The 12,932-nt window shown below is 65.8% G+C and carries 10 protein-coding genes; 6 read left to right on the forward strand and 4 right to left on the reverse strand.

Annotated elements, in window-relative coordinates:
- The first annotated feature begins 23 nt into the window (after nt 1-23).
- Nucleotides 24-1,655 carry an HAL/PAL/TAL family ammonia-lyase gene (locus AC1DW9_RS06335; RefSeq protein WP_441505006.1) on the forward strand — a complete coding sequence of 544 codons (1,632 nt, stop codon included), beginning with the start codon at nt 24-26 and terminating at the stop codon, nt 1,653-1,655.
- A gap of 68 nt (nt 1,656-1,723) precedes the next feature.
- Here AC1DW9_RS06335 and AC1DW9_RS06340 read toward each other — a convergent pair whose 3' ends face one another.
- Nucleotides 1,724-2,983, reverse strand: a complete 1,260-nt coding sequence (locus AC1DW9_RS06340; protein ID WP_441505007.1) for an allantoate amidohydrolase — start codon at nt 2,981-2,983, stop codon at nt 1,724-1,726.
- A gap of 199 nt (nt 2,984-3,182) precedes the next feature.
- Between AC1DW9_RS06340 and AC1DW9_RS06345 the strand changes: the two genes are divergently transcribed.
- Entirely contained in the window at nt 3,183-3,560 is a 378-nt protein-coding gene (locus AC1DW9_RS06345) for a glyoxalase superfamily protein (protein WP_441505008.1), read from the forward strand.
- 48 nt (nt 3,561-3,608) lie between these two features.
- Here AC1DW9_RS06345 and AC1DW9_RS06350 read toward each other — a convergent pair whose 3' ends face one another.
- Both AC1DW9_RS06350 and AC1DW9_RS06355 read right to left on the reverse strand, forming a co-directional pair.
- Nucleotides 3,609-4,355, reverse strand: coding sequence for an SDR family NAD(P)-dependent oxidoreductase (locus AC1DW9_RS06350; protein ID WP_069878438.1), 747 nt, complete (start codon nt 4,353-4,355; stop codon nt 3,609-3,611).
- Between the two features lie 112 nt (nt 4,356-4,467).
- Complete coding sequence (locus AC1DW9_RS06355) at nt 4,468-5,922, reverse strand: undecaprenyl-phosphate glucose phosphotransferase (RefSeq protein ID WP_441505009.1); 1,455 nt, start codon at nt 5,920-5,922, stop codon at nt 4,468-4,470.
- Nucleotides 5,923-6,292: 370 nt separating this feature from the next.
- Between AC1DW9_RS06355 and AC1DW9_RS06360 the strand changes: the two genes are divergently transcribed.
- Both AC1DW9_RS06360 and AC1DW9_RS06365 read left to right on the forward strand, forming a co-directional pair.
- Nucleotides 6,293-7,099: a WecB/TagA/CpsF family glycosyltransferase gene (locus tag AC1DW9_RS06360; RefSeq protein WP_476767485.1), complete on the forward strand. Its 807-nt coding sequence runs from the start codon at nt 6,293-6,295 to the stop codon at nt 7,097-7,099.
- Nucleotides 7,096-7,989 (forward strand): DUF6492 family protein, encoded by an 894-nt coding sequence (locus tag AC1DW9_RS06365; RefSeq protein WP_441505011.1) that lies wholly within the window; start codon nt 7,096-7,098, stop codon nt 7,987-7,989. Before AC1DW9_RS06360 ends, AC1DW9_RS06365 begins: the two co-directional genes overlap by 4 nt.
- Before the next feature lie 7 nt (nt 7,990-7,996).
- Here AC1DW9_RS06365 and AC1DW9_RS06370 read toward each other — a convergent pair whose 3' ends face one another.
- Nucleotides 7,997-9,121 carry a lipopolysaccharide biosynthesis protein gene (locus AC1DW9_RS06370; protein ID WP_441505012.1) on the reverse strand — a complete coding sequence of 375 codons (1,125 nt, stop codon included), beginning with the start codon at nt 9,119-9,121 and terminating at the stop codon, nt 7,997-7,999.
- A 254-nt stretch (nt 9,122-9,375) separates the two neighbouring features.
- Here AC1DW9_RS06370 and AC1DW9_RS06375 point away from each other — a divergent pair, with 254 nt between their 5' ends.
- Together AC1DW9_RS06375 and AC1DW9_RS06380 are read left to right on the forward strand one after the other, a co-directional pair.
- The gene (locus tag AC1DW9_RS06375; RefSeq protein ID WP_441505013.1) at nt 9,376-10,437 is read left to right on the forward strand and encodes an endo-1,4-beta-xylanase; all 1,062 of its coding nucleotides are present in this window, start codon (nt 9,376-9,378) and stop codon (nt 10,435-10,437) included.
- Nucleotides 10,438-10,504: 67 nt separating this feature from the next.
- Entirely contained in the window at nt 10,505-12,898 is a 2,394-nt protein-coding gene (locus AC1DW9_RS06380) for a Wzz/FepE/Etk N-terminal domain-containing protein (RefSeq protein WP_476775085.1), read from the forward strand.
- The last annotated feature ends 34 nt before the right edge of the window (nt 12,899-12,932 follow it).

Genomic DNA, 12,932 nt, shown 5'->3' on the forward strand with positions numbered 1-12,932 from the left:
CGGACCACGCGGAAGGGACGAGCATGGCGGTTTCGATCGACGGGCGCACGCTCAAGGGCAAGCAGGTTCTCAAGGTCGCAAGGCCGGGCCCTTCCGGTCGCTACGAGAAGGCCGGCCTCGCCAAGGCGGCACGCGAGCGCATTGCGGCGACACGCGCCCATATCGATGCGCATTTCATGACCGACGATGCGCCGTTCATGTATTCCTTCAACACGGGTGTCGGCCTGTTCAAGGACCAGCGCGTGCTGATGTCGGAGATGACCGAATATCAGCGCAAGAGCGTCTACGCGCACGCGACCGGCATCGGAGAGCCTTTCCCTGAAGACGTGACGCGCGCCACCATGCTGCTGCGCGCCAATGCCTTCGCCTCGAATTATTCCGGCCCCCAGGTCGAGCTCGTCGAGCGCCTGCTCGCCTGCCTCAATGCCGGCGTGCACCCGGTGATCCCGCAGAAGGGCTCGGTCGGCGCCTCCGGCGATCTCGCCCCGCTCGCCCATATGTCGGCGGCTGTCTGCGGCTTCGCCGAAGCCGAAGCGATCTACAAGGGCAAGCGCATGCCGGCGCGCGCTGCGCTGGCGAAGGCTGGCCTCACGCCGGATTTCCCGCTCGGCGCCAAGGATGCCTCTGCCCTGATCAACGGCTCGACGGTTTCGCTCGCGCTCGGCGTGCTGGCGAGCGAGGATGCCAAACGTCTGGTCAAGGCGGCCGATATCGGGCTCGCGCTTTCGCTGGAGGCGATGCGGGGCGAGCTTGCAGCCTTCGATCCGCGCGTCCACGCCGCGCGTCCCCATCCGGGCCAGGGGCTGGTGGCCCGCAATATCCTGAAACTGACGCAGGGCTCGAAGCGCTGCTCGGCTTCGGCCCGCGAGACGATCTACCCCGACGAGATCGGCCGCACGCCCGGCAAGCCGCCGTCACCACGCGTGCAGGATGTCTATTCGCTGCGCTGCGGCCCGCAGGTGCATGGCCCGGCACGCGAGGCGCTCGACTACGTGCTGCGCGTCATCGGCACCGAGACCAACTCGGCCACGGACAACCCGCTGATCTTCGAGGAAAGCGGCAGCTACACCGTGATCTCCGGCGGTCATTTCCACGGCCAATACGTCGCGCAGGCGATGGACCTACTCGCCATGGCCATGACCGATCTCGGCTCGATCTGCGAGCGTCGCCTCGCCCGGCTGATCGACCCGACGCTCAGCTACGGCCTGCCGCGCAACCTGCTCGCCGGCAAGCGCGGCCTGAATACCGGCTTCGCCACGGTGCAGTGCTCGATGTCGGCGCTGGTGATGGAGAACCGGACGCTGTCGTCGCCGGGATCCGTCGATTCGATCCCCGGCAAGTCGAATGCCGAGGACCATGTCTCGAATTCGACCTGGTGCGGCCGAAAGGCCCGCACCGTGGTCGAAAATGTCGAGATGATCATTGCCATGGAAATCCTGATGGCCTGCCAGGCGCTGACCCTGATCGCGGAGACCGCCAAGGGCCATCCGCTCGGCCGGGGCACGCAGGCGGCGCTCGACGCGTTGCGCGAGACGATCCCGCCCGCGCTCGACGGCGACCGCTGGTACGCTGCCGAGATGAATCAGGCGACGGCGCTGGTGCGCTCGGGCGCGATCGTCGAGGCGGTCGAGGCGGTGGTCGGGACGCTCGAGTAAGGCCAGCCGTCACGCGGTTTTTGCACGAAAATAGCTGCTCGGCGCGTACAGCCGAGCAGGACGAGGGGTTACCCCTCCTGCCGCGCCAGCTCCAGGACGGTCTCGAGCAGCACCCGGATCGCGATGCCGGCGTCGAGTTCGGTCATGTTCTCCAGCGGGGAATGGCTGATGCCCCTCTCGCAGCGGACGAAGAGCATGGCTGAGGGACAGAGCCGTGCCATCGCCATGGCGTCATGGCCGGCGCCGGACGGGAGACGGCGAGCACTGAGGTTCGAGCCCGTACGGGCGATGCCCGTCGCAAAGGCCTCCTGCAGCCGCTCCGCCATCGGCGTCGCATCTTCCTGCGAATAGGGCGTGATCTCCAACCCGACACCGCGCCGAGCCGCGATCGCGGCGAAGCGCTCGGCAATGGCCTTGTCCATGCTCGCCAGCGTCTCGTTGCGCGGCGAGCGGAAATCGACGGTGAAGTCGACCGCGCCGGGCACGACATTGGTGGCGCCCGGATCAGGCCTGAACACCCCTACCGTGCCGACCGCCTGCTCATGCGCAGCCGCAATATCCTCGAGCGCCAGCGCCATCTCCGCGGCAGCCGCAAGTGCATCCTTGCGCAGCTTCATCGGAACCGTCCCGGCATGGCCGGCCTCGCCGGTGACGCGGACCCGGGCCCGCTTCTGGGCGTTGATGGCCGTGACGATGCCGACGGCTTCGTTCTCGCTCTCCAGCACCGGACCCTGCTCGATATGGACTTCGAGATAAGCCTTTACGGAGCCGGGCTTGCGCTTCAGCGCAGCAATTCCCGATGGGTCCCCGCCGAAGGCGACGAGCGCATCACGCAGCACCACGCCATCCGCATCCCGGGAGTCGAGCCAAGCCGTATCATAGTGCCCGATCAAAGCCGACGAGGTCGAAAGGGAGGTCGGAAAACGCACCGTCTCCTCGTCCCCGAAACCGACCACCTCCAGTGCGAAGGGCAGGACGATGCCGGCATCGCGAAGCGCCTGCGCTGCAAGGATACCGGCGACGACGCCGAGATTGCCGTCAAACCGGCCGCCATCCTTCACCGTATCGATATGCGAGCCGATCAGCACGGCGGGAAGACCAGGCTTTGCGCCCTCGCGACGGCCCTGGACCGATCCGGCGGCATCGATGAAGGCGTCGAGCCCCGCCACTTCCATCGCGCCCTTCGTCCACTCGGCAGCCTGCCGATGCGAAGGGGAGAGGTAGAGACGGGTGATCTTGCCCGGCTCGTCGGTGAAGCGGTTCAGTCCATCGAGTGCGGCAAAGGCACGGGCACCAAGGACGGCGGCGGAGGGAAGTGAGGCGGTCATGGCGAAACCATAGCGCATCGGCCCTGCGGGGGAAGCAGCCAGAGGCGTCCCCAGGTCGAATTTCCATGACTGGCGCGACAGCCCATCCGCCTGCTAATCATCCAGCCGGAGCACCGTCTCTCTTCACCCCCTGGAAAGCACTCGTCCGCGCCGCACCGCCGGTACCGGGTGAAGCGGCTCCCCATCGCGAGACGTTGCCATGACCGACCCAATCGACCACGGAATCCGCTTCGGACGGATTGCCGCCATGTTGCCAGTACGCGACATGGACAAGGCCCACGACTTCTACACACGGGTGCTCGGCTTCCGAAAAACCTTCGAGAACGGTGTCCCCGTCGGCTTCATGATCCTGAAGCGCGATGAAGCCGAACTGCATCTCACCCTGCAGAAGACGCATCTCGCCGCGCCATTCAACGTCGCCCATCTGATGGTCGGCGATGCCGAGGCCCTGCACGCGATTTGCCAGCGCGAAGGGCTGCGTATCATCAAGGGGCTGCGGGACCAGGAATACGGGCTGCGGTCCTTCGTCTTCGCCGATCCGGACGGCAACCGGATCGATGTCGGCCAGCGCCTCTGACCGAAAAGGCAAACCGCGCCCCGCAGAACCGCGCGGCGCGGATCGGGATCAGTAAGTCGCGCGCCCACCCGACAGATCGAACACCGCGCCTGTGGTGAAGCTGTTCTCGGCGGAAGCCAGGAAACCGACCATCGAGGCGACCTCGTCAGGCTGCAGGAAACGGCCGCGCGGGATCTTGGCCAGCATGTAGCCGATATGCTCTTCGCTCATCTGGTCGAAGATGCGGGTCCGCGCCGCTGCGGGCGTGATGCAGTTGACCGCGATATCCTTGTCGGCGAGTTCCTTGCCGAGCGATTTGGTCAAGGCGATCACCGCCGCCTTCGAGGCGGAATAGGCCGAGGCGTTGGGGTTGCCTTCCTTGCCGGCGATCGACGCGACCAGCACCAGCCGGCCGTAATTGCGCTTCAGCATTCCGGGTATCACCGCCTGGCAGCAATGCAGCGTGCCATCGACATTCAGGCGCATGATCTTCGCCCATTCGTCGAGCGGGTATTCCCAGGTCTTCAGGTTGGGGCCCGCGATGCCGGCGCTGGTCACGAGGATATCGACGCTGCCGAGGCGAGCCTCGAGCGCGTCGGCCGCCCGCTTCACGGCGGCGGCATCGGTGACATCGATGGCGATCCCGGTCGCCCCCTTGCCGATCTCGCCCGCCGCCTTTGCTGCGAGCGCGCCATCGAGGTCCCAGATCTCGACCTTGGCGCCACTCGCCGCGAAGCGCTCGGCAACCGCACGGCCAATCCCCTGCGCTCCACCGGTCACAATGGCGACGCGACCGTCTAAATCGATTTGGTTCATGGCAAGCCCCCGGCTGAGAAGTCGGACTGCACGGTAGCGGCCTGATTTCCGCTAGGCCAGCGCGCTCGGTGCCATGCCGGTCTGCGCAAATCGGGGCAGATCAGCGCGTCGACTATTGGGCGTTGAGATAGGCCCGCGCGCTGAACACAGTGCGCAGGAGAATGCCGAGATCAAGCCAGAACGACCAATTGTCGATGTACCAGTGATCGAATGCGACCCGCTTGGCCATTTTCTCGTCCGTGTCGGTCTCACCGCGCAGGCCGTTGACCTGAGCCCAGCCGGTGATGCCCGGCTTCACATTGTGACGCCGGGCATAGAGGGCGATCTTGCGTTGGAACGCGTGATCATGGGCGAGCGCATGCGGGCGCGGCCCAACCAGCGACATCTGACCGGCGATGACATTCATGAGTTGCGGCAGCTCATCGAGATTGAAGCGGCGCAGCAAGCGGCCGATGCGCGTGATGCGCGGGTCGTTACGCGTCGCCTGACGAATGACGTCGCCGTCATCGGTCGCCGTCATCGTGCGGAACTTGAAGATCCGGAAGGGCTGCTGGTTGAAGCCGTAGCGTCGCTGCAGGAAGAACACCGGTCCGCGCGTGTCGAGCTTGATCAACCCCGCAATGATCAGCAGAACCGGCAACGCCAGAAGCAGGATGGTCGAAGCGGCGACGATGTCAAAGCCGCGCTTCGCGACGATCGCAGCGGTGGACAGCGCCGGGCGCGTCAGCCGCAGGCTGGCGAACGAGCCGATGCGCACGATATGGGGACTGTCGAACCGATCCATGATCCGCTCGGGCGCGAGGTGGATCGCGACCGGCAGGTTCATGAAGGCATCGATGCAGGCATCGATCGTCTCCTGATCCGACCAGGGCAAGGCGATGAAGACCGCGTCCGGCCGCATCTGCCGGCAGCGCCCTGCAGCGGTGACCAGATCGGCCTTGAGCGCGGCCATCGGATCATTGATGCGGCGCGCGTCGTTGCTGTGCAGGAAAGCGACGTCGACGATGGCGAAGCCCATGTTCCAGGGTTGATGGCGCGAGACGAAGGACATCACGTCGGGTTCACGGCCGATCAGGAACACCCGCTCCGTGGTGATGCGGCCGGTCTTGCTGGCCACTGAAATGATGCGGGCAATGCCGGCACGCGCCAGAGTGATCAGCGGAATGCCGGCCAGATAGGTCACGAGCACGACGGCGCGTGAATAATGATCGACGATCTTGGCGAGGAACGCGACGGCGATGAAGGCCACCATCGTAATGTTCCAGACCGTAAAGGCCGAGGCCATCTGCCCCTTCGCAGAGAGATAATGGCTGAGCTGGTAGCGACCGCGCATCACATTGGTGAAGACGAAGATCGCCGCGATCATCATCGCCAGCTCGCGCGTGATCCTGACATCGCCGAAATGGCCGTAGGCCAGGAGGTGGTAGACCACGGAGGCGAGGGACACGATCGTCAGCACCACGACCGCGTCTGTCAGCGCCGTGACGAGACCGATCCAGTGCCGCCAGGCATTGGCGCGTTCGTCGGCAGCCGCCGCCGCATAGTTCAGATCGTTGACGCTCATCATCGCGGCAGGCTCTCCGGAGCCACAACGGCCTGACGGCCGGCGGCGAGCGCTCCGGAACGGAACAGGACGCTCCCTTCCAACTGCTCTCACGGCTGCGAGCGGCAAGCGCCATGCCGCCCGGTCACGCGCCGGAATGAGACGCCGAGAGCGGAGTTCGGCCGCGACACGAAGGGGTCAGGGAATCCGGCTGCAACGACCGACATGACGGCGTCCCGTTATGAGACAGCGCCAATCCCGTTCCGCAACTCCTCGGCAGCCGGTCTGATGGTAGTCAGGGTCAAGGGCTGTTCACCGTCCATCGGGCTTGGCGTGATCCACCGCCGTGAGCGGCCAAGACAGGAACCGAAAACGCCTCGAAATGAACGAGATCGTGACTGCCATTTCATTCTTCGACATGTCATCGCACACGCAGCCAGCCGACCATCCCGACCATGCCCGCCGCGATATCGGCGGCATTGGTGTGGCTGTGCTCGATCGCGCGCAGGCGCTCGCGGTGCTCGACACGGCACTTGCCCGTCACCGCCACGTGAAGCTCGCCTTCTGCAATGCGAACCTCGTCAACCTGGCCGCCGTGGACGCAAGGCTGCAGGCGCAGCTCAAGGACTTCCTGGTGCTTGCGGACGGAATCGGCGTCGATATCGGCTCCCGGCTTCTCTATGGCGCGTCCTTCCCCGCAAATCTCAATGGCACCGACTTCATTCCGGCCCTGCTCGCCGCGCAGAACCGTTCGCTCCGCGTGACGTTGCTGGGCGGACAGCCAGGTGTGGCCGAGCGCGCTGCGGCGCGCCTGACTCAGGATTACCCACGGCACGGCTTCACCGTGCTGAGCCACGGCTATTTTGCTCAGAGCGAAGAGGCCGGGCTTCTGGCGCAGCTGGCCGAAAGCCCGCCCGATCTCCTGCTCGTGGCCTTCGGAAATCCGCTTCAGGAACGCTGGATTGCAGAGAAGATCACGCTCCAGCACGCGACGATCGCTGCCGGTATCGGTGCGCTGTTCGATTTTCTGGCAGGCGAGGTCGAGCGCGCGCCAGACGTCCTGCGGCGTCTGCGGCTGGAATGGCTCTACCGCCTCCTGCTGGAGCCCCGCCGGCTGTGGCGGCGCTATGTGCTCGGCAACCCCGCGTTCCTGCTGCGGATGCTGCGCATCAGGTTCCAGCCCCGCGGTCCGACGCAATGAGCCTCAGCTACGCCATTGCGACGCCGAGCTATGCCGGGGACTTCGAACGCTGCCGGCTGCTCTGCGCCAGCATCGACCGTTTCGTCACCGGCCACACGGCCCATTACCTTCTGGTCGAGGATCGGGACGTCGCGCTGTTCAAGCAGCTGGAAGGTCCGCACCGGCGGGTGATCGCGGAGGCGGAGCTTCTGCCCTCCTGGCTGAAACCCCGGCCCGATCTCCTGAGCCTCGGACGTCGCCGGGTCTGGACGGGCCTCGGTGCCCTGCGGCGCGGTCTGCCGCCGCTGCGCGGCTGGCACGCACAACAGCTGCGCAAGTTCGCCTTTCCGATGAAGAGCCACGAGGACGTGGTGATCTTCGCCGATTCCGACATGATGTTCCTGCGGCCCTTCGACGTCACGCGCCTCGGCCGGGACGGGACGGTCCGCCTCTACCGCAAGCCCGACGGCATCACCGGCGCCATGGCCCAGCATACCGACTGGTGCATGATGGCGGCCCGCCTGCTCGGACTGCCGGAACCAGCATTTCCCAGTCCCGACTACATCAACAATCTCGTCAGCTGGCGACGGGACGCCGTGCTGGCGATGATGACGCGCATCGAGGAGATAGCCGGGCGCAGCTGGGTCGAAGCGATCGCCACGCACCGGCAATTCTCGGAATACATGATCTACGGCTATTTCGTCGAACGCGTGCTCGGGCTCGAAGCCGCCGGCCACTGGCCGGACGAGCACGAGCTCTGCAAGGTTTACTGGTTTCCCGAAGATGTCGGCGAGCTGGCGACGTTGCGCAGCTTCGAGGACATCCTGGAACCGGGACAGGTCGCGGTCGGCGTGCAATCCTTCATCGGGCAGCCCGTCGAGCGCCTGAAGGCGCTGTTCGAAGCACAATAGTCCCGGTTCAGCGGGCCCGGCCAAGCAACCGATAGGTGACCGTGACGGAGAGCAGATAGACTGCGCCGAAGACGGCGTTGAACCAGGGGGCCCAGGCCTCTTCCTGGCCGAAGCGAATCATCACCCAGGCGATCAGTGCCGCCTTGAGCGCGGTGATGGCGCAGAGCAGCGCGATACGCGAGCCGGTGCGCTCCCGCGCATAGAGCAACTCGGCGTGATACTCGACGAGGTTGCGGAAGGCAGGCACCGCGAACATCGGCAGGAAGAGATAGGCGGCCTCGGAGACGTTGCGGCCGAGCGCGCCGGGAAACGGCATCAGCAGAATGACGATGGCGACCAGTCCGCCGATCGAGACCAACGCGATCGCGAGTTCGACCAGCATCTTGCGTCGCCAGCCGCCGCCGAGGCCGCGATCCTTCATGATCTTCTGGACCAGCATCTGGTTGAAGCTGCGCACCGGCATCGCGGTAAGATCGATGACGCGCATGGCGATGGCATAGAGCCCCGCGGTGCGTTCTCCCGCGAGCGCCAGCATCAGCAGCTTGTCGAGTTCGGATTGGACGTAGAACACGATGTCGGCCGCGCCCGCGAATACGGCATCGGCCATGCGGCGGGGATAGAGCGCCCTAACGAAACGCAGGCGCAGCGGCGGCAGAAACAGCGTCAGCGCGATCACCGCGGACAGGATCGTAGTGCCGAGATAGGCCCAGACCCAGGTTTCCAGGCTCGCATGGCCCAGACCATAGAAGGCAACCGCAGCAAGCGTGCGCAGCGAGGAGCCGATGATGACGAGCAGGGCGGACTGCCTGAAACGCCTCAGGCCGTTATTGATGATGGCGACGACCTCGACGAGGCGCCAGCCGAGCACCTCGGCGACGATGATCAGGGCGAAGGGAAGAAGATCCAGCCGCTCCCTAAACAAGGCGACATAGGCCAGGGCGGCAACTGCAGCGATCAGCGGCAGCGACAGGACGGCAAGCCCGCCGAAGCCGGCGAGATAGGCGCCGAGGAGACGCGGCTTGACCGTGGCGACGCGATAGACCGGCGAGACGAAGCCGAAAGCCAGCAACCGCGAGAGAATGAGTCCTGTCGAGGAGGCCGTCGCGAACAGGCCAAACTCACCAAGGGTCAACGTATTCGCAACGATGAGGAAATATACAAGAGAGATAATGAGACGACCGGCTGAGCCGCTCAGGATCGTAAGGTAGGCGGATATGGTGGCACGATCTGGCGACATGGAGTCCATTGCGGCGGCGGCGAGAGCTGGCTCGGGCCCTGCTCACGCCAAAATTGAGCCCGAACCTCGCTTAACGCAAAGGCATTGAGCGACCCTAAACGAAGCCCGGGAAGCGCTGCCCCGCGCAGCTGCCTGAATCGGAACGGAACATGAGCCGCATCACCAGGCGCGACGCCCTGGCCGGAACTGCCAGCCTCGCCCTGGCGTGGCCGAGCGCCGGTCTCGCGCAGGTCGGCCGACCCGCCATTCCATTCGGCTCGGCCGCGCAGATCGAGCCCTTCCGCGCCGACCCGCGCTATCGCGAGGCTTTGAAGACCTATTGCAACGTCATCGTCCCGATGAACGACCTCAAATGGGAAGCGCTCCGGCATGACCGCTCCCGGTTCGACTTCTCCGGAGCCGACGAGCTGGTCGCCTTCGCACGCGGCAACAAGCAGGCCCTGCGCGGCCACGCCTTGCTCTGGGGCATGGCCTTGCCGCCCTGGGCCAAGGAGATGAGCACGAAGGCGGAAGCCGAGCGCGAGCTAATCAGCCATATCGAGACCGTCGTGGACCGCTACAAGGGCGTCATACCGACCTGGGATGTGGTCAATGAGGTGATCGCTCACGATCCGACCCTCGAGGAGCCCTATCGCGACACGATCTGGCAGCGCCTGCTCGGCCCCGAACATATCGAGATCGCTTTCCGGACCGCGGCCCAGATCGATCCAGAGGCGCGGCTGGTGATCAACGACTATGATTTCGAGGATACCGATCCGCGCATCGTGAGGCGCCGCGCCGCGGCTCTCTCGATCATCCGGGACCTGCGCGACAAGGGCATCCCGGTCCATGGGCTCGGTATGCAGGCCCATCTGTACGGCGAACGCGCCATCGATACGCCCGGCTTGCAGCATTTCATGCAGGATCTCGGCACGCTCGGCGTCGATGTCGAGATTACCGAACTCGACGTGATCGATTGGAAGCTGCCGGCTGTAGCGCGGGAGCGCGACAGCACCGCGGCAAACCTCGTTTCGACCTTCCTGAATGCGGTGGTCCCCGCGCGCCAGCCCAAGGCGATCGTCACCTGGGGCCTCAGCGACCGCTATTCATGGATCGGAGAGACCTTCGCGCGTAAGGATTCTGCCAAGGCCCGGCCACTCCCCCTCGATGAGGACTACAGGCCGAAGCCGATGATGAAGGTACTTGACCGTTATCGGCTGGGGACGAGCTGAGCGGTGTTGGTGAGTTCGATGTCCGCCGGGGTGACGACCATCATCATCCCGGGCCGGGCAGGTTTGAGTGAAGCGTAGCGTCATGTTCACGACCGAGACCGCCGATGGCGAGCTCAGCAGAACCGAACAGGCCGGCAGCCGCACGGAGCCGGCGGCCGGCGGAGCTGTGCCGTCAGCATTGGCGCGCCTGACCAACCCGGCCTGGCTCTTTCAGACGCTGTGGAGCCGAAAGGGACTGATCATCGCGGCAGCGCTGGCGGGCGCCCTCCTTGCCGCCCTGGCAAGCCTGTTCATTCCGCCGAAATACGTCTCGACCGCCCAGCTTTTCATCGATCCGCGCGATCTGCGCGTGCTGCAGAACGAAGTCTCGCCCAATGCGGTCGGCAGCGACCCGACCTCGCTTACGGCCTATCTCGAAAGCCAGGCGCGCATCATCGCCTCGGACAGCATCAAGGCGCGCGTCGTCAAGAGCGAGGGCCTCGACAAGGATCCGGAATTCGGGGGCGAGGCCGCCAAGAGCGGGCTGGGTCGACTCCTCTCTGGCAGCAACAGCACCTCTTCCCGCGATGGATTGCTCTATGCGCTCGCGGCCCTCGACAAGAACGTCACGGTCCGGCGTGGCGAGCGGACCTTCGTCATCGACATCTCGGTGACCTCGCGCGATCCCGATAAGGCAGCGCGGATCGCCAATGCGCTTGCCACCGCCTATCTCGACGACCAGGCTTCCGTCCGTGCCGAGGCTGCGCAACGCGCCACCGGCGCGCTGACCGGGCGCCTGGAGGAATTGCGCAACCGCCTGCGCATCGCCGAGGAGAAGGCAGAGAAATACAAGGAAGCCAACAGCCTCGTCGGTGCAGGCGGCAAGTCGATCGGCGAAGAACAGCTTGCGCTGAACAATGCCCAGCTCGTCGCCTTGCGCACCAGGGTCAGCGAAGCCAAGGCGAAATACGACCAGACGCTTGCGACGCGCGCCTCGAGCATCGAGGCCGGCGCCATACCCGAGGCGGTCGCCTCGAACACCATGACTGCACTCCGGTCCCAGTTGGGCGCGGCGCTCAGCAAGGAAGCCGATCTGCTGGCCTCGCTCGGCTCGCGTCACCCCGCGCTCGCCGCGGCGCAGGCTCAGGTGCGCGATGCGCGCCGGCAGATCAACGAGGAACTTGCCCGGATCGCGCGCGCCGCCAAGATCGAATACGACCGCGCCGTCGATGCCGAGAGGCAGATCGCGCGGCGCGTCGAGGAGCTGACCAGGCAGCAATACAGCGCCGGCCGCGCTTCGGTGCAGTTGCGCGAGCTCGAACGCGAGATCGAATCCTCGCGCGCCGTCTATGACGCCTTCCTGCGGCGGGCACGTGAGACCGGGGAACTGTCCGGTATCGACACGACCAATGCGCGCGTCATCAGCATGGCCATGCCGGCGCTCGAGAAGAACGGCGTCAGCAGGCGCACCGTCGTCATGCTCGGAGGCATCGCCGGGGGCGGTCTGGGCGCGATCGCCGCACTCGGATTGGCGCTGTTTGGCGGCTCCCTGCCTGCACCGCCTGCCGGGCTGCGCCGCTGGCCATTCCGCAATCGCCACGAGCCTGTTGCCGCTCAGGCATCGCCCCCGCCCGCTCCTGCCGATCCCGTCCCTGTGGTCGCTGCGGCCACGGAGCCGCCTTCCCCTGATGCGGTCGCGGCCCCCGCCAGGACCGGATGGCGGCGTTTCATGGCGATTCAAGGCGGTCAACCAGCCCGTACTCCGGAGGTCGTGCGAGCCCCCGCAGCTCCCCCCTTGGCCTTGCTGGCAAAACTGCCTGCCGTGAGGCATCGACGCTGGCGGCGGGATGGCGAAGTGCGCTCGGTCTTTCAGGCCAAGGCTCATCTCGTCGACGTCATCGACAAGCCGAATGCCTCCTTCGCCCGGGCGATCCGCGGCATCCGAACCGAACTCGCCAGCCAGGGCAGTCCCAGTCGGCGGATTCTCGTCGTCGGATTGCGCCGCAATGCCGGCGCCTCGACGCTGGCGCTCAACCTCGCGCTCGATGCCGCGCAAGCGGGGTTGCCGGCCATGCTGGTCGATGCCGGCCTCGGCGGAAACAGCCTGACATCGGTCTTCGCGCCGGACGCGCAGGCAGGTGTGCACGAGATCGTCTCCGGCAGCGCCAGCCTGATCCGTGCGGCGCTGCAGGACGAGGGCACCGGCCTGTTCTTCGTGCCGCGCAAAGGGCATCCGGAACTCGTCACAGCCGAACAGATCAGCCACGACTTCTTCGGCGCGGCCCGCCGCTTCGGGCCGGTCTTCATCGATGGTGCCTCGCTGGGTTCCGACGCTTTCACGGAGCGTTTTGCAGATGCGGTCGACGACATCGTGCTGGTCGTTCGCGAGGGTGAGGTCGGCGCGGGCGAACTCCAGCAGGCAAGTACGGCGCTGGGCCGGAACGCAGCCAAGATCCGCGGCTTCGTCAGAAACGAAGCCTGAGCGCCGCCGTCGCCATCGATCGCCAGACAGGACA

This window comes from Allobosea sp. P4_E12 (genome assembly GCF_056401655.1).

Coding starts and splice junctions, on each gene's coding strand:
- AC1DW9_RS06335 (WP_441505006.1), top strand. CDS start 24: ATGGCGGTTTCGATCGACGGGCGCACGCTCAAGGGCAAGCAGGTTCTC.
- AC1DW9_RS06340 (WP_441505007.1), bottom strand. CDS start 2,983: ATGACCGCCTCACTTCCCTCCGCCGCCGTCCTTGGTGCCCGTGCCTTT.
- AC1DW9_RS06345 (WP_441505008.1), top strand. CDS start 3,183: ATGACCGACCCAATCGACCACGGAATCCGCTTCGGACGGATTGCCGCC.
- AC1DW9_RS06350 (WP_069878438.1), bottom strand. CDS start 4,355: ATGAACCAAATCGATTTAGACGGTCGCGTCGCCATTGTGACCGGTGGA.
- AC1DW9_RS06355 (WP_441505009.1), bottom strand. CDS start 5,922: ATGATGAGCGTCAACGATCTGAACTATGCGGCGGCGGCTGCCGACGAA.
- AC1DW9_RS06365 (WP_441505011.1), top strand. CDS start 7,096: ATGAGCCTCAGCTACGCCATTGCGACGCCGAGCTATGCCGGGGACTTC.
- AC1DW9_RS06375 (WP_441505013.1), top strand. CDS start 9,376: ATGAGCCGCATCACCAGGCGCGACGCCCTGGCCGGAACTGCCAGCCTC.